Origin of the sequence: Polaribacter vadi, from assembly GCF_001761365.1 — a bacterium.
In the GTDB taxonomy this organism is placed as follows: domain Bacteria; phylum Bacteroidota; class Bacteroidia; order Flavobacteriales; family Flavobacteriaceae; genus Polaribacter; species Polaribacter vadi.
The window spans coordinates 1,157,745-1,180,314 of the sequence record NZ_CP017477.1 but is presented as its reverse complement, the minus strand read 5'-3'; the positions used below and the strand labels follow the sequence as shown (position 1 = coordinate 1,180,314).

19 protein-coding genes and 5 tRNA genes are annotated in these 22,570 nt (G+C 31.5%); 23 read left to right on the top strand and 1 reads right to left on the bottom strand.

Annotated elements, in window-relative coordinates:
- Positions 1 to 71 precede the first annotated feature (71 nt).
- The 23 genes from LPB03_RS05235 (at position 72) to LPB03_RS05125 (ending at position 21,629) form a co-directional block, all read left to right on the top strand.
- Positions 72 to 1,760, top strand: a complete 1,689-nt coding sequence (locus tag LPB03_RS05235) for an alanine/glycine:cation symporter family protein (protein ID WP_065318940.1) — start codon at positions 72 to 74, stop codon at positions 1,758 to 1,760.
- A 9-nt stretch (positions 1,761 to 1,769) separates the two neighbouring features.
- Positions 1,770 to 2,672 carry a helix-hairpin-helix domain-containing protein gene (locus tag LPB03_RS05230; protein WP_065318941.1) on the top strand — a complete coding sequence of 301 codons (903 nt, stop codon included), beginning with the start codon at positions 1,770 to 1,772 and terminating at the stop codon, positions 2,670 to 2,672.
- Between the two features lie 20 nt (positions 2,673 to 2,692).
- Positions 2,693 to 3,859 carry an acyl-CoA dehydrogenase family protein gene (locus tag LPB03_RS05225; protein ID WP_065318942.1) on the top strand — a complete coding sequence of 389 codons (1,167 nt, stop codon included), beginning with the start codon at positions 2,693 to 2,695 and terminating at the stop codon, positions 3,857 to 3,859.
- A 73-nt stretch (positions 3,860 to 3,932) separates the two neighbouring features.
- Positions 3,933 to 5,732, top strand: a complete 1,800-nt coding sequence (locus tag LPB03_RS05220) for a zinc-dependent metalloprotease (RefSeq protein WP_065318943.1) — start codon at positions 3,933 to 3,935, stop codon at positions 5,730 to 5,732.
- A gap of 118 nt (positions 5,733 to 5,850) precedes the next feature.
- Positions 5,851 to 6,270, top strand: a complete 420-nt coding sequence (locus LPB03_RS05215; protein ID WP_065318944.1) for a hypothetical protein — start codon at positions 5,851 to 5,853, stop codon at positions 6,268 to 6,270.
- A gap of 250 nt (positions 6,271 to 6,520) precedes the next feature.
- The gene (gene rpsU / locus LPB03_RS05210; protein WP_026777225.1) at positions 6,521 to 6,718 is read left to right on the top strand and encodes a 30S ribosomal protein S21; all 198 of its coding nucleotides are present in this window, start codon (positions 6,521 to 6,523) and stop codon (positions 6,716 to 6,718) included.
- 101 nt (positions 6,719 to 6,819) lie between these two features.
- The gene (locus LPB03_RS05205) at positions 6,820 to 7,707 is read left to right on the top strand and encodes a tyrosine-type recombinase/integrase (protein WP_065318945.1); all 888 of its coding nucleotides are present in this window, start codon (positions 6,820 to 6,822) and stop codon (positions 7,705 to 7,707) included.
- 3 nt (positions 7,708 to 7,710) lie between these two features.
- Entirely contained in the window at positions 7,711 to 8,019 is a 309-nt protein-coding gene (gene hpf, locus LPB03_RS05200; RefSeq protein WP_065318946.1) for a ribosome hibernation-promoting factor, HPF/YfiA family, read from the top strand.
- 105 nt (positions 8,020 to 8,124) lie between these two features.
- A tRNA-Thr gene (locus LPB03_RS05195) sits at positions 8,125 to 8,198 on the top strand.
- A 42-nt stretch (positions 8,199 to 8,240) separates the two neighbouring features.
- Positions 8,241 to 8,322 (top strand) — tRNA-Tyr (locus tag LPB03_RS05190).
- Between the two features lie 14 nt (positions 8,323 to 8,336).
- A tRNA-Gly gene (locus LPB03_RS05185) sits at positions 8,337 to 8,409 on the top strand.
- A 17-nt stretch (positions 8,410 to 8,426) separates the two neighbouring features.
- Positions 8,427 to 8,499 (top strand) — tRNA-Thr (locus LPB03_RS05180).
- A gap of 59 nt (positions 8,500 to 8,558) precedes the next feature.
- Positions 8,559 to 9,746, top strand: a complete 1,188-nt coding sequence (tuf, locus tag LPB03_RS05175) for an elongation factor Tu (RefSeq protein ID WP_065318947.1) — start codon at positions 8,559 to 8,561, stop codon at positions 9,744 to 9,746.
- 76 nt (positions 9,747 to 9,822) lie between these two features.
- A tRNA-Trp gene (locus LPB03_RS05170) sits at positions 9,823 to 9,894 on the top strand.
- Positions 9,895 to 9,915: 21 nt separating this feature from the next.
- On the top strand, positions 9,916 to 10,116 hold the full coding sequence (secE, locus tag LPB03_RS05165; protein WP_065318948.1) for a preprotein translocase subunit SecE: 201 nt from the start codon (positions 9,916 to 9,918) through the stop codon (positions 10,114 to 10,116).
- Positions 10,116 to 10,667 carry a transcription termination/antitermination protein NusG gene (gene nusG, locus LPB03_RS05160; protein ID WP_065318949.1) on the top strand — a complete coding sequence of 184 codons (552 nt, stop codon included), beginning with the start codon at positions 10,116 to 10,118 and terminating at the stop codon, positions 10,665 to 10,667. Before secE ends, nusG begins: the two co-directional genes overlap by 1 nt.
- A 73-nt stretch (positions 10,668 to 10,740) precedes the next feature.
- Entirely contained in the window at positions 10,741 to 11,178 is a 438-nt protein-coding gene (gene rplK, locus LPB03_RS05155; protein WP_065318950.1) for a 50S ribosomal protein L11, read from the top strand.
- A gap of 20 nt (positions 11,179 to 11,198) precedes the next feature.
- Positions 11,199 to 11,888: a 50S ribosomal protein L1 gene (gene rplA / locus LPB03_RS05150; RefSeq protein WP_065318951.1), complete on the top strand. Its 690-nt coding sequence runs from the start codon at positions 11,199 to 11,201 to the stop codon at positions 11,886 to 11,888.
- A gap of 19 nt (positions 11,889 to 11,907) precedes the next feature.
- Positions 11,908 to 12,423 (top strand): 50S ribosomal protein L10, encoded by a 516-nt coding sequence (gene rplJ / locus LPB03_RS05145; RefSeq protein WP_065318952.1) that lies wholly within the window; start codon positions 11,908 to 11,910, stop codon positions 12,421 to 12,423.
- Positions 12,424 to 12,473: 50 nt separating this feature from the next.
- Positions 12,474 to 12,848, top strand: a complete 375-nt coding sequence (rplL, locus tag LPB03_RS05140; protein WP_026777234.1) for a 50S ribosomal protein L7/L12 — start codon at positions 12,474 to 12,476, stop codon at positions 12,846 to 12,848.
- 145 nt (positions 12,849 to 12,993) lie between these two features.
- Positions 12,994 to 16,803 carry a DNA-directed RNA polymerase subunit beta gene (rpoB, locus tag LPB03_RS05135; RefSeq protein WP_083187094.1) on the top strand — a complete coding sequence of 1,270 codons (3,810 nt, stop codon included), beginning with the start codon at positions 12,994 to 12,996 and terminating at the stop codon, positions 16,801 to 16,803.
- A gap of 97 nt (positions 16,804 to 16,900) precedes the next feature.
- Positions 16,901 to 21,175, top strand: a complete 4,275-nt coding sequence (gene rpoC / locus LPB03_RS05130) for a DNA-directed RNA polymerase subunit beta' (protein ID WP_065318953.1) — start codon at positions 16,901 to 16,903, stop codon at positions 21,173 to 21,175.
- 142 nt (positions 21,176 to 21,317) lie between these two features.
- Complete coding sequence (locus LPB03_RS05125) at positions 21,318 to 21,629, top strand: DUF3467 domain-containing protein (protein ID WP_065318954.1); 312 nt, start codon at positions 21,318 to 21,320, stop codon at positions 21,627 to 21,629.
- A 136-nt stretch (positions 21,630 to 21,765) separates the two neighbouring features.
- Here LPB03_RS05125 and LPB03_RS05120 read toward each other — a convergent pair whose 3' ends face one another.
- Positions 21,766 to 22,536 (bottom strand): carboxylesterase family protein, encoded by a 771-nt coding sequence (locus LPB03_RS05120; RefSeq protein WP_170324202.1) that lies wholly within the window; start codon positions 22,534 to 22,536, stop codon positions 21,766 to 21,768.
- Positions 22,537 to 22,570 lie beyond the last annotated feature (34 nt).

Sequence of the window (22,570 nt, the reverse complement as noted above, 5' to 3'; positions counted from 1 at the left end):
AAAAGTTGTTAAAAGCACATTTTTTTAAGATATTGCACGTCAGTAAATTTAAAACTAACTAATATTATATTATGAATAAAAAACTCTTATCACTGCTTTTTTTAGCAGTACCAATAGTAACATTTGCTCAAAGTACATCCGATAAAATTGACGTGGTATTTAAAGATTACACAGGTTGGTTTGTAGATGCTATATTTTATGAAATTCCATTTTCAGAAACTTTTCAAATTCCTTGGGTATTAATTGTTTTAGTTGGCGGTGCTTTATATTTTACATTATACTTTAAATTTATAAATATTACTGGTTTTGTAACTGCTTTTCAAGTGGTTAAAGGTAAATATGAGGATATAGAAAAGCATGGAGTTGATAAATTATATGGAGATGAAGCTCAAGTTGAAGATGTTATCGGTTCAATAAACGATGAGAATGAAAATGCCTCAGAGAAATCATTTGGTGATCAAACACCTGGAGGAGATGTTTTTGAAACGATAAGAGATGAAAGTGCAGAGGGAGAAGTTTCTCACTTTCAGGCATTAACAGCAGCGCTTTCTGCAACTGTTGGTTTGGGTAATATTGCAGGTGTTGCAGTTGCTTTATCAATTGGTGGTCCAGGAGCTACATTTTGGATGATTGTTGCTGGTTTTTTAGGAATGGCATCAAAATTCGCAGAATGTACTTTGGGTGTTAAATATAGAGATGTAGATGCAGATGGAACCGTTTATGGTGGACCAATGTACTATTTAACAAAAGGATTAAAAGAAAAAGGCGCAGGTGGTTTAGGAAAAGTACTAGCAGTTTTATTTGCAATCTTTGTGGTTGGTGGTTCTTTTGGAGGTGGAAACATGTTTCAAGCAAACCAAGCTGCAGCTCAATTTACTAAATTGTTCGATTTAACTGGAGGTAATGCAGGTTTATACTTTGGAATTGTAATGGCTGTTTTAGTAGCTGTTGTAATTATTGGAGGTATTAAAAGAATTGCTTCTGTAACAGAAAAAGTAGTTCCTTTTATGGCTGGTATTTATGTATTAGCTGCGTTAATTATTTTATTCGCAAACTTTACTTTAATAGATGATGCTTTTATGTTGATATATGAAGGCGCATTTTCAGGCTTAGGAATTGCAGGTGGTTTAGTAGGTGTAATGATTCAAGGAATTCGTAGAGGAGCATTCTCTAACGAAGCAGGCGTTGGTTCAGCTGCTATTGCGCATTCAGCTGTAAGAACAAAATACCCAGCAAGTGAAGGTATTGTTGCGCTTTTAGAGCCTTTTATTGATACTGTAATTATTTGTACAATGACAGCTTTGGTAATTATTATTACTAATTTCGATGGACAATTTATGCAATATGGAGTAGAAATTAAAGAAGGTGTAGAATTAACAGCAATCGCTTTTGATTCTGTAATTCCTCACTTCTCTATAGTATTAACAATTGCTGTAATTTTATTCGCATTTTCAACAATGATTTCGTGGTCTTATTATGGTATGCAAGGATGGAAATTTTTATTCGGAAAAGGTAAAATAACAGATTTAGTTTATAAGGTTTTATTCTTAATGTTTGTAATTGTTGGAGCATCAATAAGTTTAGGTGCTGTAATTGATTTCTCTGATGCAATGATTTTTGCAATGGTAGTTCCAAATATTATTGGTGTTGTTATGTTATCGCCAGTAATTAAAAGAGAATTAGCAAAATATACAAATGCAATTAATAAAAAAGAAGAAGCAATTGAAGATGGAGCAATAGATGTAAACGATCACATGTAAAATTATAAAATGAACATATTTAAATCCCATTTCTGGTATAATAAAAGCCAAAGAAATGGGATTTTTATTTTGGTATTACTCATCATTATTGTTCAAATTTTTATTTTTGTTGATGTTTTTACTGACAATGAAATCATTAATACAAATAACCCAGAATTAGTTGCTTTTCAAAATCAAATAGATAGTTTAAAAGCTATAGAAATTGAAAATAGAAAACCAAAAGTTTATCCTTTTAATCCAAATTATATTACAGATTATAAAGGAGAACAATTAGGAATGTCTTTAGAGGAAATAGACAGACTATTAGTGTTTAGAAAAACCAATAAGTTTATCAACTCAAAAGAAGAATTTCAAAATATCACCAAAGTTTCTGACTCTTTATTAAACAAAATTTCTCCATATTTTAAGTTTCCAGATTGGGTTGTAAAACAAAATCAATCTTCCAATTCTTCGCGAAACTCAAAAGAATCTTTTACTGAAAATAGTTATAAAAAGAAGGAAGTTAAAATATCAACAACAGATATAAATAAAGCAACAGCAGAAGATTTCCAGTCAATAAGTGGAATTGGTTCTGCGTTTTCTAATAGAATTATTAAGTATCGTTCTAAATTACAAGGATTTTCTTTCGATGATCAACTTTACGAAGTTTGGGGTTTAGATAAAGAAATTGCAGACAAAGTGCTGTCAGTTTTTAAAATCGATGAAAAACCAATCATTAAAAAGGTAAATATAAACACAATAGAATTCAAGCAATTACTTAAAAATCCTTATGTAGATTATGAGTTGTGCAAGAAAATATTTAATTATAGAGATGAAGTTGCCGAACTTCAAAATATATCAGAATTAAAACATATCGAAGGTTTTCCTGTAGAATTGTATGATAGAATAGTCTTATATTTGGAAGCTAAATAAATAATCAAAATTCACTCTTAATGGATAGTATGTATTTTACTGAAGAACATGAAGCATTTCGTGCAAGTTTTAAAGATTTTTTACAAAAAGAAGTAGTTCCTCACATTGAAAAATGGGAAAAAACTGGAACTATAGAACGTTTTATTTGGAAAAAATTTGGAGAAATGGGCTACTTTGGGTTGTCAACTCCAGAAGAATTTGGAGGAATGGATTTAGATTTATTCTATACAGTGATTTTTTTAGAGGAAATGCAAAAAATAAATTCTGGAGGATTTGCAGCTGCAATGTGGGCACACGAATATTTAGCAATGACTCATTTAAATAAAGAAGGGAATCAACAACAAAAAGAAAAATATTTAATTCCGAGTGTAGAAGGAGATATGATTGGTTGTATGTGTATTACAGAACCTTTTGGAGGAAGTGATGTTGCAGGAATGCGTTCTACAGCCATAAAACAAGGAGATAAATATATTTTAAATGGCTCTAAAACATTTATTACAAATGGTGTGTATTCAGATTATTTAATTGTTGCTGCAAAAACAGATCCAACAGATAAATATAAAGGAATAAGTATTTTTGTTGTAGACAGAGAAGCAAAAGGGATTACAGCCACAAAATTAGATAAGTTGGGTTGGAAGGCAAGTGATACAGGTGAAATCGCTTTCGATAATGTAGAAGTTCCAGCAGAGAATTTATTAGGTGAAGAAGGCAAAGGTTTTCCTTATATAATGCAACACTTTGCTTTAGAACGTTTAATAATGGGGGTAAATGCCCATGCAAGAGCAGAATTTGCTGTAGATTACGCAATTAAATACATGAAAGAAAGACTTGCTTTTGGTAAATCTTTAGATAAATTCCAAGCATTAAGACACAAAATTGCAGAAATGGCAAGTAAGGTTGATATGTGTAGAGAATATAATTACTCAATCACAAAAAGATTAGACCAAGGTAATTATGTAGTAAAAGAAGCAAGTATGTCTAAATTATTATCCACAAAAATGGCAGATGAAGTAATTTACGACGCACTTCAATTATTAGGTGGTTATGGTTATATGGAAGATTATCCAATGGCTCGTTTATTAAGAGATAGTAGGTTAGGCCCAATTGGAGGAGGGACATCAGAAATCTTAAAAGAAATCATTGCAAAAATGATCATTGACGGAAAAGAATACAAACCAGCAACATAGTTTTTTCCTGAATTTAATTTTTTATACAATTGATTATTCATACATTTAAATAAATTTATTAAAAATAATTACTATGAAATTTAAAGTTCTATTTGTATTAATTTTATTGCAAGCATCATTATTATATTCTCAAGAAAAATGTGGATTCACAAAACATCAAGAGGAATTTTATGAGTTAAATCCAAAAGCTAAATTAGCGCATGACAAAGTTGAACTGAATTTACTTAAAACAGGTATCCAAGAGTTTTTAAGTAAAAAAAATGCTGATTCTAATACAATTTATGAGATACCTGTTGTTGTTCATTTAATGAATGATGGAACAACTCCATTAAGAACTGAAGAAGAAATTATTACTTGGATAGAAAATTGTAATAAATTTTACGATACTACTTTTGGAGGTGAGTGGCTCACAGAAGCTAATGGAGGAACAGTTATACCTTTTAGATTAGTTTTGGCTAAAAGAAATCCTAGTTGTGAAGCAACTAATGGAATTAACCAAATAAATGTTACAAGTACTTATGCTAAATATTCAGAGAAAGGATTAAATTCAGATAATGAAGATGGTGTTTCTGAAGGGCAATTAAGAGCTTTATCACGTTGGGATCCTCAAATGTATTATAATATATATGTAGTAAATACTTTTGACTCTACTCCAATTACACAAACAGGAGGTTTGCAAGGTTATGCTTATTTTCCAACAACTCCAGATAGTTTCTATGGTACTTTTATGAAGTCTTCTGTAGTTGTAGATAAAAATGATCCAACAACTTTACCTCATGAATTTGGTCATGCTATGGGTTTACATCATCCTTTTAGAACTGGTTCAACGAGTTCTTGTCCAACAGTCAGTCCAGAAGGTTGCTCAGTTGATAACGATCTAGTTTGTGATACACCTTCAACCATAAGTTTATTAAATACTAATCCTTTACCAACAAATGAGGATGTGAATGGTTGTGATAATGCTGGTTGGAACAATGTGCAATTTAATGTTATGAATTATACAAGTTCTAGTAGGCTTTTTACACCAGGTCAAAAAGATAGAGCATTAGCAATGTTTTTAGCTTCTAGAGAAAACTTAACAAAGTCTTTAGGGGGAATTTCACCAACAGGAAACACTCCTGCATCTGTTGTAGAAACTACTTGTGTCCCACCAAGTTTAGGTGCTAATATTGGAAATTTTCAATTTGGAATGACTTTAGTTGAAATAGGTAGTATTAAAAATAACAGTGATGCAAGTAATAGTAGTAATTCAAACAAAGCGTATTATGACTATACAACAAATGGCTGTCTAACAAATGCTTATTCTACAGAATTGGTAGTTGCAAATAACCCTCAAACTATTAAATTACAAAACGGGGGGCCAAATCCTGGAATCTATTCTGCTTGGATTGATTATAATAATGACGGTCTTTTTTCTTCTGAGGAGTTAATTGTAACAGATCAATCTATAAGGTCAACAAGTGATGGGGAATTTTCTTTTACAATTCCTTCTGCTAATGTAATATTGGATATTCCTTTAAGAATGAGAGTAATTGGAGACAGGCTAGCAAATAGTACAACACCTTGTGGATCTTTAGAATATGGGGAAGCTGAAGATTATATAGTTATTTTAAGAGCTACTACATTGGGCGTTAAGAATTTTGTTTCTGAATTTGTTATATCACCAAATCCTAGTTTAGGTATTGTAAATATAAATTATGATAAAATTATTTCAGAAGTAACTGTTGTTAACATTGCAGGACAAACTGTATTTAATCAAAAGTATGATGAAAATAAGGTTAGTTTAGATATAAGTAATTTATCTCCAGCTATTTATTTTATTAAAGTTAAATCAGAAAATAAAATTACGACGAAGAAAATTATAAAAAAATAAATTACTATTAACTATTATTAATTAAGGCTACTATGTAAAAGTAGCCTTTTTTCATTTAATTATCGTTTTAAAACTTTAGATATAGTAAATTTACTATACAATTAAAAAAAATACTCTCATGAAAATATTCTTAATCATACTCTCTACGCTATTTTTCGCAAAAGGATGTTCTAACCAAATAAATATTGAAGAAGTAGAAATTCAATATGTTGCAGAAACAAGAGGTTATTATTATTCGATAAAAATTGAAGATAAAAATTTCTATGTTATCAACGCTCGAAATGATAAACCTAAAGAAGTCCATTTAAGCAAAAATGAGTGGAACGTATTATCTAAATTATTTAACGAGATAGATTTAACAACTTTCGAAAAATTAATTGGAGAAACGAATGAACGTGATTTTGATAAAAGACCATTTGGAAATTTATTTATTACGAAAAACGATAAAAAATTTCAAACAAAAGGATTTGATCACACTATCCCTCCAAGAGAAATTAAGCCTTTTATAGATTTGATTTTGCAGTATTCTAAAAAATAATATACATTCTCAAAAATTAAGTGAATTTTCGGGCGTTTCCTAAAAAGGTCGGGCTTTTCACTATATCTTTTTTGTGAAAAACAAAAAAGGATGTCGTTTCAATCCCTAACGCAAAATTCGTCATCAAAAATAATTTAATTAAAAATTTGTAATTCGCAATTAATAACTACATTTGCAAACTCAAAAAAAGATAATCAGCAGTACATCTGCATTAAAATATAAAAGATACGATGAAGGGAGGTGCCAACATATGTTAATTATACCTATTAAAGAAGGAGAAAATATAGATAGAGCTTTAAAACGTTACAAACGAAAGTTTGACAGAACGAAAACAATGAAGAACTTACGTAACAGAAAGAACTTTACAAAGCCATCTGTAGCGAAAAGAGCTCAAAGAATAAAAGCCTCTTACGTTCAAAGACTAAGAACACAAGAAGAAGTAGGATAGTATTATCTTATTTTAGAAAATTAAACTCGCATCAAATAATTTGATGCGAGTTTTTTTATGAGCTATTTTTTGTAAATTTACTTTAATCAAAAACTAAAAAATTGATAAATTCATTTTTAGAGTACATTTCACTTGAAAAAAAATATTCTGTAAACACAATTACAGCATATAAAAACGATTTAATCTCTTTTCGTGATTTTTTACTTTTAGAATATAATCAAGATAACTTATTAGAAGTTCATTACCCTCAAATAAGAAATTGGATTGTTTCTTTAGTAGATGCAGATATTTCTAACAGAACAATTAATAGAAAAGTAAGTTCTTTAAAGTCTTTTTATAAATACCTGCAAATAAGCGAGCAGATAGTTATAAATCCACTTAGCAAACACAAAGCATTAAAAATTGCTAAAAAAGTACAAATTCCTTTTACAGCAAAAGAAATTAATTCTGTTATCGAAAATATTGGCCAAGAGAGTAGTTTTACCTCTATTAGAAATAAACTAATTGTAGAACTATTTTATTCTACAGGAATAAGAAGAACAGAGCTTATCAATATAAAAGAAAACAATATAAGCTTTTCGAATGGAACAATTAAAGTATTGGGGAAAAGAAATAAAGAACGTTTTGTTCCTTTATTAAAATCAGTTTCAGTAACTTTAAAGAGTTATTTAGAAATTAAAAAAAAATACACCCAAAACTTAGAAGAACTTTTCATTACGGAAAATGGAAATAAAATTTATGAAACGCTTGTATACAGAATTATAAATTCATATTTTAGTCAAGTCTCTTCAAAGGTTAAAAAGAGTCCTCATATTTTGAGACATTCTTTCGCAACACATCTATTAAATGAAGGGGCAAATTTAAACTCGGTTAAAGAATTGCTAGGGCATTCTAGTTTAGCCTCAACACAAGTCTATACTCACAATAGTCTTGATGCTTTAAAAAAAGTATATAACCAAGCTCACCCTAGGAGCATTAAAAAAGAATAATTTATGAAAGTATTCACACAATCAGTTAATTTCAACGCAGATAAAGAGTTAATTAACTTTGTAGAAAAGAAAGTTGGTACATTAGTAAAATTTCATGATAAAATTGTAGATGCAGAGGTTTTTTTAAAAGTTCAAAATACTAGTGATAAAGAAAATAAAATTACAGAAATAAAAATAAATATCCCAGGAAATGAATTAATTGTAAAAAGAGAAACAAAAACCTTTGAAGAAGGTGTAAATACAGCAGTAGATAATTTAAAAAGACAGTTAAAAAGATCAAAAGAAAAGCTTCGAGATTCTATGATTTCATAAAAAGTAAAAAAAAATAAAAAAAATATTACAAATAGTTTTTAAATATAAAAAAACTTTATACATTTGCAATCCGTTAGAAATAGCGGATTGTTTTTTTTATAAAAAGCCGATGTAGCTCAGCTGGCTAGAGCAGCTGATTTGTAATCAGCAGGTCGTGGGTTCGAGTCCCTCCATCGGCTCAATAAAAAAGAAAAATAGTTCATTGAAATAGTAAATTTATAGGGGAGATACTCAAGCGGCCAACGAGGACGGACTGTAACTCCGTTGACTACGTCTTCGCAGGTTCGAATCCTGCTCTCCCCACAAATTTACATTTTGCGAAAGTAGCTCAGTTGGTAGAGCGTCAGCCTTCCAAGCTGAATGTCGCCGGTTCGAACCCGGTCTTTCGCTCAAATTAAATCAACAAAGCCGGTGTAGCTCAGTTGGTAGAGCGCATCCTTGGTAGGGATGAGGTCGTGGGTTCAAATCCCATCGCTGGCTCATTTAATAAGTATTATTAGACACTATATATTTAAAAATAAAAATTAAAATCAATAATTATGGCAAAAGGAACTTTTGACCGTTCGAAACCACACTTAAACATTGGTACTATCGGACACGTAGATCACGGTAAAACAACTTTAACTGCGGCTATTACTAAAGTATTAGCTGATGCAGGATTCTCTGAAGCTAGGTCTTTTGATCAGATTGATAATGCACCAGAAGAAAAGGAGAGAGGTATTACTATTAATACTTCGCATGTTGAATATCAAACAGCGAATCGTCACTACGCTCACGTAGATTGTCCTGGTCACGCGGATTATGTTAAGAACATGGTTACAGGTGCTGCACAAATGGATGGAGCTATTTTGGTAGTTGCTGCTACAGATGGTCCAATGCCTCAAACTAGAGAGCATATTTTGTTAGGTCGTCAGGTAGGTATTCCTCGTATGGTTGTTTTCTTGAATAAAGTAGACATGGTTGATGATGAGGAGCTTTTAGAGTTGGTTGATATGGAGGTTAGAGAATTGTTGTCTTTCTATGAGTACGATGGTGATAATGGACCTGTTGTTTCTGGTTCTGCTTTAGGGGCGTTGAATGGAGAGCAAAAATGGGTTGATACTGTTTTAGAGTTAATGGAGCAAGTTGATGCTTGGATTGAAGAGCCTTTGAGAGAAATTGATAAGCCGTTTTTAATGCCTGTTGAAGATGTATTTTCTATTACAGGTCGTGGTACAGTAGCAACTGGACGTATCGAAACTGGAATTGCAAATACTGGAGATGTTGTTGATATTATTGGTATGGGGGCTGAAAAAATGACTTCTACTATTACTGGTATTGAAATGTTTCGTCAGATTTTAAATAGAGGAGAAGCTGGAGATAATGCTGGTATTTTATTAAGAGGTATTGCAAAAGAAGATATTAAAAGAGGAATGGTAATCTGTAAGCCAGGTTCTGTAACTCCACACGCTAAATTTAAGGCAGAGGTTTATGTCTTGAAAAAAGAAGAAGGTGGACGTCACACTCCATTCCATAACAATTATCGTCCACAGTTCTATGTTAGAACTACAGATGTTACAGGTACAATTAATTTACCTGAAGGAGTTGAAATGGTAATGCCAGGAGATAACTTAACAATTACTGTAGACTTAATTCAGCCTATTGCTTTAAATGTAGGTTTAAGATTTGCTATCCGTGAAGGTGGTAGAACTGTAGGAGCAGGTCAAGTAACTGAATTATTAGATTAATATTAATTATTTGTTAATTGATAAATATAAAAGGTATTCCGTTTTTAACGGAATACCTTTATCAATGAATAAATATACGGGCGTAGTTCAGCGGTAGAGCACTGGTCTCCAAAACCAGCTGTCGGGAGTTCGAATCTCTCCGCCCGTGCAATAAAAACATAAATATAATATGAATTTTATACAATATATCAAAGATTCTTTTGATGAGTTAAGTAATCACATGACTTGGATTTCAAAAGAGGATGCACAAAAGACAACAGTAACTGTAGCTGTTTTTACAATATTGTTTGCATTGGCAGTAGCTGGTATAGATTATGTTTTTCAAACAGGATTAGATAGTTTTTTCGAAATGTTTAAACCTAATTCATAATGGCAGCTGATTCAGTAATGAAATGGTATGTTGTTAGAGCCATTGGAGGACAAGAAAATAAAGTGAAAGCTTATATAGAAACTGAAATTTCTAGAGTAGGTTTATCTGATTATGTTAACCAGGTAATTGTTCCAACTGAAAAAGTTATACAAATACGTAATGGTAAAAAAGTTAACAGAGAGAGAGCTTTTTTTCCAGGCTATATTATGGTTGAAGCAAATCTTTCAGGTGAAGTTCCTCACGTAATTAGAGCTATAACAGGAGTTATTGGTTTCTTAGGTGAAGTTAAAGGTGGAGATCCTGTTCCAATGCGTAAATCTGAAGTTAACAGAATGCTTGGTAAAGTTGATGAACTTTCTGTTCAAGATGAAAATATGGCTATTCCGTTTAATATTGGAGAAACCGTAAAAGTTGTAGATGGACCATTCAATGGATTTGATGGTACTATTGAAAAAATAAATGAAGAAAAACGCAAGCTTGAAGTAATGGTAAAGATTTTTGGAAGAAAAACTCCATTAGAATTAAGCTACATGCAAGTAGAAAAGGTATAATTGTTACACAAATATATAGATCGATTTATTTTGATGCTTCCAAAGTTAAAATAAATCATTAAACATTTTTAAAATGGCAAAAGAAGTTAGTAAAGTAGTTAAGTTACAAGTAAGGGGAGGCGCAGCGAATCCATCGCCGCCGGTTGGACCCGCTTTAGGTGCTGCTGGTGTTAACATTATGGAGTTCTGTAAACAGTTTAATGCAAGAACGCAAGACAAGCAAGGTAAAGTTTTACCTGTTGTTATTACTGTTTTCAAAGACAAATCGTTTGATTTTGTCGTAAAAACTCCTCCTGCAGCAGTTCAGTTACTAGAAGCGGCCAAAATTAAAAAGGGTTCAGGAGAACCAAACAGGAAAAAAGTAGCATCAGTTACTTGGGATCAGATTAAAGTAATTGCAGAAGATAAAATGGTAGATTTAAATGCCTTTGAAATTTCTTCAGCAATGCGTATGATTGCAGGTACAGCACGTTCTATGGGTTTAACAGTTAAAGGAAATGCACCAGCATAAGCTTTATAAAAAGTAGTAAAATGGCAAAATTAACAAAAAAGCAAAAAGAAGCTCACGCGAAATTAGATCGTTCTCAATCGTATGATTTAGCAGCAGCTTCAGCGTTAGTCAAAGACATTACTAATGTAAAGTTTGATGCATCAGTAGATTTAGCAATACGTTTAGGAGTTGATCCTCGTAAAGCTAATCAAATGGTTCGTGGTGTAGTAACATTACCTCATGGAACAGGAAAAGATGTAAAAGTTTTAGCATTAGTAACTCCAGATAAAGAAGCAGAAGCTAAAGAAGCAGGTGCAGATTACGTGGGATTAGATGAGTACCTTCAGAAAATTAAAGGAGGTTGGACAGATGTAGATGTAATTATTACTATGCCTGCAGTTATGGGTAAATTAGGTCCTTTAGGTAGAATCTTAGGTCCTAGAGGTTTAATGCCTAACCCAAAAACAGGTACTGTAACTATGGATGTTGCTAAAGCTGTACAAGATGTAAAAGCTGGTAAAATCGATTTTAAAGTTGATAAAACTGGTATAGTACATGCATCAATTGGAAAGGTATCTTTTGATGCTGTAAAACTTCAAGAGAATGCAAACGAGCTAATACAAACTATTATTAAATTGAAACCTACAACTGCTAAAGGCGTATATGTAAAAAGCGTTTTTATGTCTAGTACAATGAGTCCTAGTATCGCTGTTGAAGTAAAAACTGTTTAATACGTTAAAACTTATAATTATGACTAGAGAAGAGAAATCACAAGTAATACAAGATTTAACAGGAGTATTAGCAGATACTAATACGTTATATTTAGCAGATATTTCTGGATTAAATGCACAGACTACTTCTAATTTACGTAGAGCATGTTTTAAAGCAGGTATTCAGTTATCAGTTGTTAAAAATACATTACTTGCGAAAGCAATGGAAGCATCAGACAAAGATTTTGGTGAACTTCCAACAGTATTAAAAGGTAATACTTCTATGATGATTTCTGAAGCAGCTAATGCTCCAGCAAAATTAATCAAAGAATTTAGAAAAAAATCTAAAAAACCATTATTAAAGGGAGCTTTTGCAGAAGAGTCTGTTTATATTGGTGATGATCAGTTAGACGCTTTAGTTGATATTAAATCAAGAGAAGAGTTAATTGGAGAAATCATTGGATTATTACAATCACCAGCTAAGAATGTTCTTGGAGCATTACAATCAGGTGGTCAAAAACTTTCAGGTATTTTAAAAACCTTATCTGAAAAATAAACAAGCGCACAAATAAACTATAATAAACAAAATTTTTAAAAACAATTAAAATGGCAGATTTAAAAGATTTCGCAGAGCAATTAGTTAACTTAACAGTAAAAGAAGTTAATGAATTAGCTACTATCTTAAAAGACGAATATGGTATTGAGCCAGCAGCAGCAGCAGTTGCAGTAGCAGGTCCAGCAGCAGGAGGTGAAGAAGAAGCAGATGAGCAAACTGAATTCGATGTAATTTTAACAGCAGCAGGTGGTTCTAAACTTGCAGTAGTAAAATTAGTTAAAGAATTAACTGGTTTAGGATTAAAAGAAGCAAAAGGTATCGTAGATAGCGCTCCTGCAGCAGTAAAAGAAGGTGTATCTAAAGATGAGGCAGAAGGTCTTAAAAAATCTTTAGAAGAAGCTGGAGCTGAAGTAGAGCTTAAGTAAGCTTTAATCCTGATTTCATTTATTGAAATTAGGACAACAAATTTAGGTTTAGGTACTAAAAACATATGTTTTTAGTCCTAAACCATTTTGTGTATATATTCGTTCTTTATTTTAATTCAGATTTTAATCAAAAAAATATTCTCTTTTGGCAACGAAAAACACTACTGAAAGAATCAACTTCGCCACTTCTAAAATGATTAAGGAGTATCCAGATTTCTTGGATATTCAGGTAAAATCTTTTCAAGATTTTTTCCAACTTCAAACAAAAGCAGAAGAAAGAGGTGAAGAAGGTTTGTACAAAACCTTCATGGATAACTTTCCTATTACAGATACAAGAAATCAATTCGTTTTAGAATTTTTAGATTATTTTGTAGATCCACCAAGATATTCAATACAAGAATGTATTGAAAGAGGTCTTACACACAGTGTTCCTTTAAAAGCACGTCTAAAACTTTACTGTACAGACCCAGAACACGAAGATTTCGAAACTATTGTACAAGATGTTTATCTTGGTACAATTCCTTATATGACAAACTCTGGTACCTTTGTAATTAATGGTGCAGAGCGTGTGGTAGTTTCACAATTACACAGATCACCAGGTGTATTTTTTGGACAATCTTTCCACGCAAATGGTACAAAATTATATTCAGCAAGAGTAATTCCTTTTAAAGGTTCTTGGATAGAATTTGCAACCGATATCAATCAAGTAATGTATGCTTATATTGATAGAAAGAAAAAATTACCAGTAACAACTTTATTCAGAGCCATTGGTTTTGAAAGAGATAAAGATATTTTAGAGATTTTTGATCTTGCTGAAGAAGTTAAAGTTTCTAAAGCTGGTTTAAAGAAAGTATTAGGACGCAAATTAGCAGCTAGAGTTTTAAAAACTTGGCATGAAGATTTTGTGGATGAAGATACTGGAGAAGTTGTATCAATCGAAAGAAATGAAATAATTTTTGATCGTGATACAATTCTTGAAAAAGAACACATTGATGAAATAATAGAAGCAGGTGCTAAAACCGTTTTACTACATAAAGTAGATAACGATTTGGCAGATTATGCTATTATACATAATACATTACAGAAAGATCCTACAAATTCAGAAAAAGAAGCTGTAGAACATATTTATAGACAATTACGTAATGCAGAACCGCCAGATGAAGAAACTGCAAGAGGTATTATAGATAAGTTATTCTTTTCTGAGCAAAGATATAATTTAGGTGAAGTTGGTCGTTTTAGAATGAACACCAAACTTCAATTAAATGAACCTATAGATCAAAAGGTATTAACGAAGTTAGATATTATTACTATTATAAAATATCTAATTGAATTGATAAACTCTAAAGCAGAAGTAGATGATATCGATCACCTTTCTAACAGACGTGTAAGAACAGTTGGAGAGCAGTTAGCTGGTCAGTTTGGTGTTGGTTTAGCTAGAATGGCTAGAACAATTCGTGAGCGTATGAATGTACGTGATAACGAAGTTTTTACTCCTATTGATTTAATTAACGCAAAAACGTTATCATCAGTAATTAACTCATTTTTTGGGACTAATCAGTTATCTCAATTTATGGATCAAACAAATCCATTAGCAGAGATTACACATAAGCGTAGATTATCTGCACTTGGACCTGGTGGTTTATCAAGAGAAAGAGCTGGTTTTGAGGTACGTGATGTTCACTATACTCATTATGGACGTTTATGTCCTATTGAAACACCAGAAGGACCAAACATTGGTTTAATTTCATCACTTTCCGTATTTGCAAAAGTAAACAACTTAGGATTTATTGAAACTCCATATAGAAAAGTTGATAACGGAATTGTTGCTGGTGATGAACCAATCTACTTAAGTGCTGAAGAGGAAGAAGGAATGAAAATTGCTCAATCTAATTTAGAACTAGAAGAAGATGGTACTATCGTTTTAGATAGAGTTATTGCAAGAGAAGAGGGAGATTTTCCTGTTGTTAATCCAGATGAGATTAATTATATGGATGTTGCACCGAACCAAATTGCATCTATCTCTGCATCTTTAATTCCATTTTTGGAACATGATGATGCCAACCGTGCTTTGATGGGATCTAACATGATGCGTCAAGCAGTTCCTTTATTACGTCCTGAATCTCCTATTGTTGGAACTGGTTTAGAACGTAGAGTTGCTAAAGATTCTAGAATCTTAATTAACGCAGAAGGAGCAGGAGTTGTTACTTATGTAGATGCAAATCAAATAACAATAAAGTACGATAGAACTGAGGAAGAAAAAATGGTAAGTTTTGATTCTGATGAAGTTTCTTATAACTTAATCAAGTTTAGAAAAACAAACCAAGGTACTTCTATCAACTTAAAACCGATTGTAGAAAAAGGAGATAGAGTTGAAGAAGGTCAAGTTCTTTGTGAAGGTTATGCAACACAAAAAGGAGAATTAGCTTTAGGAAGAAACATGAAAGTAGCCTTTATGCCTTGGAAAGGGTATAATTTTGAGGATGCAATTGTAATTTCTGAAAAAGTTGTTCGTGAAGATATATTTACATCTATTCATATCGATGAGTATTCTTTAGATGTTAGAGATACAAAATTAGGAACTGAAGAGTTAACTAATGATATTCCTAACGTTTCTGAAGAAGCTACCAAAGATTTAGATGAAAATGGAATGATAAGAATTGGAGCAGAAGTTAATCCTGGTGATATCTTAATTGGTAAAATTACACCAAAAGGAGAATCTGATCCAACTCCAGAAGAAAAATTATTACGTGCTATTTTTGGTGATAAAGCAGGTGATGTAAAAGATGCATCATTAAAAGCTTCTCCATCTTTAAGAGGTGTAGTAATTGATAAAAAATTATTTAGAAGAGCTGTTAAAGATAAGAACAAGAGATTAAGAGATAAAGAGGCAGTTGCAACTTTAGAACAATCTTTCGTTTCTAAATTTGAAACTTTAAAAGATGAATTAATTGATAAATTATTCACTTTAATAAGCGGAAAAACATCTCAAGGAGTTTTTAATGATTTAGGAGAAGAAGTTTTACCAAAAGGTAAAAAGTACACGCTTAAAATGTTAAATTCTGTTGATGATTATATTCATTTAACAGGTTCTTGGACAACTGATAAAGATTTAAATACTTTAGTTGGTGAATTAGTTCACAATTATAAAATTAAAGTAAATGATTTACAAGGTTCTTTAAGACGTCAAAAATTTACAATTTCTGTTGGGGATGAATTACCAGCTGGAATTTTAAAATTAGCTAAAATTTACATCGCTAAAAAACGTAAGTTAAAAGTAGGTGATAAAATGGCAGGACGTCATGGAAATAAAGGTATTGTAGCTCGTATTGTAAGAGCTGAAGATATGCCTTTCTTAGAAGATGGAACTCCAGTAGATATCGTTTTAAATCCATTAGGTGTACCATCTCGTATGAACATTGGTCAGATTTATGAAACTGTTCTTGGTTGGGCAGGTCAAAAATTAGGAACTAAATATGCAACACCAATTTTTGATGGAGCATCTTTAGATCAAATTAATGAAATTACAGATACAGCAGGTGTACCAAGATTTGGACATACTTATTTATATGATGGTGGAACAGGAAAACGTTTCGATCAACCAGCAACAGTTGGTATCATTTATATGATTAAGTTAGGACACATGATTGAAGATAAAATGCACGCTCGTTCTATTGGACCATATTCTTTAATTACACAACAACCTTTAGGTGGTAAAGCACAGTTTGGTGGTCAGCGTTTTGGAGAGATGGAAGTTTGGGCGCTTGAAGCATATGGAGCATCAAGTATCTTAAGAGAAATCTTAACAGTAAAGTCTGATGATGTTATGGGTAGAGCTAAAACATACGAAAGTATTGTAAAAGGTGAAGCAATGCCAGAACCAGGTTTACCAGAATCTTTTAACGTATTAATGCACGAACTGAAAGGTTTAGGTTTAGACGTTAGATTAGAAGAATAATATTAGTAAACAGTTAATCAGTATTCAGTAAGCAGTCAGCTTCTGAATACTGAATACTGAATACTGCCAATTGAATACTGAATACTTATTTAAAGACATGGCAAGAAAACAAGAAAAGTACACTGTAAAAAAGTTTAATAAAATCTCTATTGGTTTATCGTCACCAGAAGCAATTCTAGAAATTTCTAAAGGTGAAGTTTTAAAACCAGAAACTATAAATTATCGTACACACAAACCAGAAAGAGATGGTTTATTTTGTGAGCGTATTTTTGGTCCTGTAAAGGATTACGAATGTGCTTGTGGAAAGTACAAAAGAATACGCTACAAAGGTATCGTTTGTGATAGATGTGGTGTAGAAGTAACAGAAAAGAAAGTACGTAGAGATAGAGTAGGGCATATCAATTTGGTAGTGCCTGTTGCTCATATTTGGTACTTTAGATCATTACCTAACAAAATGGGTTACCTTTTAGGTTTGCCATCTAAAAAGTTAGATATGATTATTTACTACGAAAGATACGTAGTAATTCAGCCAGGTATTGCTAAAGGTCCTGAAGGAGAACCATTACAAAAAATGGATTTCTTAACTGAAGAAGAATATTTAGATATTGCAGATGAACTTCCACAAGATAATCAATATTTAGACGATTCTGACCCTAACAAGTTTATCGCTAAAATGGGTGCAGAGTGTTTAATTGATTTATTAGCACGTATCGATTTAGAATCTTTATCTTTTGAATTAAGACACAAAGCAAACACAGAAACGTCTAAACAACGTAAAACTGAAGCTTTAAAACGTTTAAATGTTGTTGAAGCATTTAGAGATTCTCAAAAGAACAGAGAAAATAATCCTGAATGGATGATTATGAAGGCTGTGCCTGTAATTCCACCAGAATTAAGACCTTTAGTTCCTTTAGATGGTGGTCGTTTTGCAACGTCAGATTTAAATGATTTATACAGAAGAGTTATTATTAGAAACAATCGTTTAAAAAGATTGGTTGAAATAAAAGCTCCTGAAGTTATTTTACGTAATGAGAAACGTATGTTACAAGAATCTGTAGATTCTTTATTTGATAACACACGTAAATCATCAGCAGTAAAAACTGAATCTAACAGACCTTTAAAATCTTTATCAGATTCATTAAAAGGTAAGCAAGGTCGTTTCCGTCAAAACTTATTAGGAAAACGTGTTGATTATTCTGCACGTTCTGTAATTGTTGTTGGACCAGAAATGAAATTGTCTGAATGTGGATTGCCAAAAGATATGGCAGCTGAACTTTACAAGCCTTTTGTAATTAGAAAATTAATTGAAAGAGGAATTGTAAAAACAGTTAAATCTGCAAAGAAAATAATAGATAGAAAAGAACCAGTTGTTTGGGATATTTTAGAAAATGTAATTAAAGGTCATCCTGTTTTATTAAACAGAGCTCCTACTTTACACAGACTTGGTATTCAAGCATTCCAACCAAAATTAATTGAAGGTAAAGCAATTCAGTTACACCCATTAGCGTGTTCTGCATTTAATGCCGATTTTGATGGAGATCAGATGGCTGTTCACTTACCATTAGGACCAGAAGCTATTTTAGAAGCACAAATTTTAATGTTGGCTTCACACAATATCTTAAATCCTGCAAATGGTGCTCCAGTAACTGTACCTTCTCAGGATATGGTTTTGGGTCTATATTATATGACTAAAGAAAGAATCTCTACTCCAGAAGTGAAAATTAAAGGAGAAGGATTAACTTTTTATTCACCAGAAGAAGTTACTATTGCTTTTAACGAAGAAATGGTAGATTTAAATGCTGGTATTAATGTAAGAACTTACGATGTTGATGAAAATGGTGAGCAAGTAAGAAAAATAATAAAAACTACTGTTGGTAGAGTATTATTTAATGAAAAAGTTCCTGCTGCTGCTGGTTATATTAATGAGGTATTAACTAAAAAGAACTTACGTGGTATTATTGGTGCTATTTTAAAAGCAACAGATATTCCTACAACAGGAGAATTTTTAGATGAAATAAAAAATATGGGATATAAATTCGCCTTCCAAGGTGGTTTATCATTCTCATTAGGAGATATTATTATTCCTGCTGAAAAGCAATCTATGATTGATGAAGCAAACAAGGAAGTTGATATTATTGTAGGAAACTACAACATGGGTATGTTAACGCAAAAAGAGCGTTATAATCAGGTAATTGATGTTTGGGGATCTACCAACAACAGATTAACTGAATTATCTATGAAAAACTTACGTGAAGACCAACAAGGTTTTAACTCGGTTTATATGATGCTTGATTCTGGTGCAAGGGGTTCTAAAGAACAAATTCGTCAGTTAACTGGTATGCGTGGATTAATGGCAAAGCCTAAAAAATCGACTGCTGGTGGTGGAGAAATTATTGAAAACCCGATTTTATCTAACTTTAAGGAAGGTTTATCAATTTTAGAATACTTTATCTCTACTCACGGAGCTCGTAAAGGTTTAGCAGATACCGCTTTAAAAACGGCAGATGCTGGTTACTTAACACGTAGATTAGTAGATGTTTCTCAAGACGTTATTATTAACGAAGAAGATTGTGGAACTTTAAGAGGATTAGATGTTGAACCTTTAAAGAAAAATGATGAGATTGTAGAATCTTTATCAGATAGAATTGAAGGAAGAATTTCTTTACAAGATGTTTTTCATCCTTTAACAGATGAACTTCTTTTACAAGCAAATCAACCTATAACATCTAAATTAGCAGATGCTGTACAAGCTTCTGGTATTGATTCTGTTGAAGTAAGATCTGCCTTAACTTGTGAGTCTTTAAAAGGAATTTGTGCAAAATGTTATGGTTTAAGTTTATCAACTCGTAACAAAGTTCAAATTGGTGAAGCAGTTGGTGTAATTGCAGCACAATCTATTGGAGAACCAGGTACACAGTTAACATTACGTACATTCCACGTTGGTGGAGTTGCAGGAAACATATCTGAAGAAAACAAATTAATTGCTAAGTTTGATGGTAATGTTGTTATTGATGATTTAAAAACCGTTATTGGTAAAGATAATGAGGGTAAAGAAGTAGATATCGTAATTTCGAGAACTGCTGAAATTAAAATTATTGATAAGAAAACAGATATTACTCAAAGTACAAATATCTTACCTTATGGTTCTATTATTTTTGATAAAGATAGAAAGACCATCAAAAAAGGAGATGTTATTGTACAATGGGATCCATTTAATGGTGTAATTGTTTCTGAATTTGGAGGTAAAGTGAAGTTTGATAATTTACAGCAAGGTATTAACTACTCTGTTGAAATTGATGAACAAACAGGTTTCCAAGAAAAAGTAATGACGGATTCTAAAAACAAAAAAATCATTGCTTCTTTAATTATTGAAGATAAAGACGGAAATGATTTACGTTCTTACAGTTTACCAGTTGGTGCACACTTAATGGTTGATGATGGAGAAATGGTTGAATCTGGACATACGTTAGTTAAAATTCCAAGAAAATCTGGTAAAGCAGGTGATATTACTGGAGGTTTACCACGTGTAACAGAATTATTCGAAGCACGTAATCCTTCTAACCCTTCTGTAGTTTCAGAAATTGATGGTGTTGTTTCTTTCGGAAAAATAAAAAGAGGTAATAGAGAAATTATTGTAGAATCTAAAACAGGAGATATTAGTAAGTATTTAGTAAAACTTTCTAACCAAATTTTAGTTCAAGAAAATGACTTTATTAAAGCAGGTATGCCATTATCTGATGGAGCAACAACTCCTTCTGATATTTTAAGAATTAAAGGGCCATCTGCAGTGCAGCAATATTTAGTAAACGAAATTCAAGAAGTATATCGTTTACAAGGTGTAAAAATTAATGACAAGCATTTTGAAGTTGTAGTTCGTCAAATGATGCGTAAAGTTAAAATTATTGATTCTGGAGATACTTTATTTTTAGAAAATCAATTAGTACATAAAATTGACTTTATACAAGATAATGACGCTATTTATGGAATGAAAGTTGTTGAAAACGCTGGAGATTCTGAAAACTTGAAAGAAGGTCAAATTATTTCTGCTCGTCAATTAAGAGATGAAAATTCTTTATTGAGAAGAAATGATCAAAACTTAGTTGAAGCTAGAGATGCAAAACCAGCTACTGCTGAACAAGTTTTACAAGGTATTACAAGAGCTTCTTTACAAACAAAATCGTTTATTTCTGCAGCTTCTTTCCAAGAAACTACCAAAGTATTAAACGAAGCTGCTGTAAGTGGTAAAGTAGATACATTAGAAGGCTTGAAAGAAAATGTAATTGTTGGTAAGAGAATTCCAGCAGGTACAGGTATGAGATCTTACGAAAATATTATTGTAGGTTCTAAAGATGAAATGGAACAAAGTTTCTAAATAAAAACGTGTAAACGTTTTAAGTTTTAAAAAGTTGAATTGTTTACTGTAATTTAAATTATAGTATTCAATTCAACTTTTTTATTTTTAGTATTTTTACAATTATAAAGTTCAATAATTATACAATTTGATAACATCAATCATGGAAGAAAATAAAAACAAAGAAGGACAATTAAATATTGAGTTAGATCAAGAAGTTGCTGAAGGAACCTATTCTAATTTGGCAATAATAAATCATTCTGTATCAGAATTTATTGTTGATTTTATAAATATTATGCCAGGAGTTCCTAAGGCAAAAGTAAAATCTAGAATTATATTAACTCCACAACATGCAAAAAGATTGGCAAAAGCTTTGGCTGATAATGTTCGAAAATTCGAACAGCAAAATGGCGAAATAAAAGATTACGAGCAACCTCCAGTTCCGATGAATTTTGGACCTACTGGACAGGCTTAAAAATATAAAATCCTAAACTTTTAAAGTTTAGGATTTTTTTATTTTAGAATTAAATTATCAAGCTTAAAATAAAGAGCAGCGTTTCATTTTTTTTAAACATTAGATAAATAAAATTCAATAAAAATTTCAAGTGTTTTTATATTGCAATTTCAGTTTGTCTATTATTATTTTTTAAAACATCATAATATAAAAAATCAACAATTTCTTTTCTGCATTGGTTCATAGGTCTTCCAGACCAACTATGATTTCCTTTTTTAATAGTGAATAAATAAAAAGGTTTATCAATTTCTTTAAGTTTATTGGCTATAGCTTTTGAGCCATATAATTTTAAATATCCTACACTATTTTTATCACAATAATGATGAGGAGCAATATTATAAGGCACTAACTTATCATCAGTTCCATGAAATAATTGGGTAGGAATTGCTGTTTTACTGTTTATTTTATCCAAAGTAATTATAGCACCAGCCATACTAATAACACCCGCAAATTTAAAATCTTTTGATAATATTTTATTATCGTGCACATAGGCTAAATTCAAAACAGCTTCTGCTCCAGCACTTGTGCCCATTAAGATGATTTGTTCAGGATTAATATTAAATTTCTCTTTATATTTTATTAAATAATTAATAGCATAACTAATATCATTAGATACAGAATTAAATGTATTTATCTTATCTGTTGAATTTGTGTTGCAATCAAAACCAAGGTTTTGCCTGGTTAATTGATAAGAGATTGAAGCAACAGCATAACCACGTTCAGCCATATTATTAGCGAACGATTCTATGTATTCATCATCTCTTTTTCCTCCAGAAAAACCACCTCCATGAGCATATAAAATTAAAGGGGTTTTAGAATCCATTTTTCTTGGTTTGTAAAAATCTAATTTTAATTTAATACTATCCAATTTTTTATAAGTACGTGTTTTTTTCGAAACTTTG

Bases quoted from the DNA above. Each gene is read 5' to 3' on its own strand.
- LPB03_RS05235 (WP_065318940.1), top strand. From the start codon at position 72: ATGAATAAAAAACTCTTATCACTGCTTTTTTTAGCAGTACCAATAGTA.
- LPB03_RS05230 (WP_065318941.1), top strand. From the start codon at position 1,770: ATGAACATATTTAAATCCCATTTCTGGTATAATAAAAGCCAAAGAAAT.
- LPB03_RS05225 (WP_065318942.1), top strand. From the start codon at position 2,693: ATGGATAGTATGTATTTTACTGAAGAACATGAAGCATTTCGTGCAAGT.
- LPB03_RS05220 (WP_065318943.1), top strand. From the start codon at position 3,933: ATGAAATTTAAAGTTCTATTTGTATTAATTTTATTGCAAGCATCATTA.
- LPB03_RS05215 (WP_065318944.1), top strand. From the start codon at position 5,851: ATGAAAATATTCTTAATCATACTCTCTACGCTATTTTTCGCAAAAGGA.
- rpsU (WP_026777225.1), top strand. From the start codon at position 6,521: ATGTTAATTATACCTATTAAAGAAGGAGAAAATATAGATAGAGCTTTA.
- hpf (WP_065318946.1), top strand. From the start codon at position 7,711: ATGAAAGTATTCACACAATCAGTTAATTTCAACGCAGATAAAGAGTTA.
- tuf (WP_065318947.1), top strand. From the start codon at position 8,559: ATGGCAAAAGGAACTTTTGACCGTTCGAAACCACACTTAAACATTGGT.
- secE (WP_065318948.1), top strand. From the start codon at position 9,916: ATGAATTTTATACAATATATCAAAGATTCTTTTGATGAGTTAAGTAAT.
- nusG (WP_065318949.1), top strand. From the start codon at position 10,116: ATGGCAGCTGATTCAGTAATGAAATGGTATGTTGTTAGAGCCATTGGA.
- rplK (WP_065318950.1), top strand. From the start codon at position 10,741: ATGGCAAAAGAAGTTAGTAAAGTAGTTAAGTTACAAGTAAGGGGAGGC.
- rplA (WP_065318951.1), top strand. From the start codon at position 11,199: ATGGCAAAATTAACAAAAAAGCAAAAAGAAGCTCACGCGAAATTAGAT.
- rplJ (WP_065318952.1), top strand. From the start codon at position 11,908: ATGACTAGAGAAGAGAAATCACAAGTAATACAAGATTTAACAGGAGTA.
- rplL (WP_026777234.1), top strand. From the start codon at position 12,474: ATGGCAGATTTAAAAGATTTCGCAGAGCAATTAGTTAACTTAACAGTA.
- rpoC (WP_065318953.1), top strand. From the start codon at position 16,901: ATGGCAAGAAAACAAGAAAAGTACACTGTAAAAAAGTTTAATAAAATC.
- LPB03_RS05125 (WP_065318954.1), top strand. From the start codon at position 21,318: ATGGAAGAAAATAAAAACAAAGAAGGACAATTAAATATTGAGTTAGAT.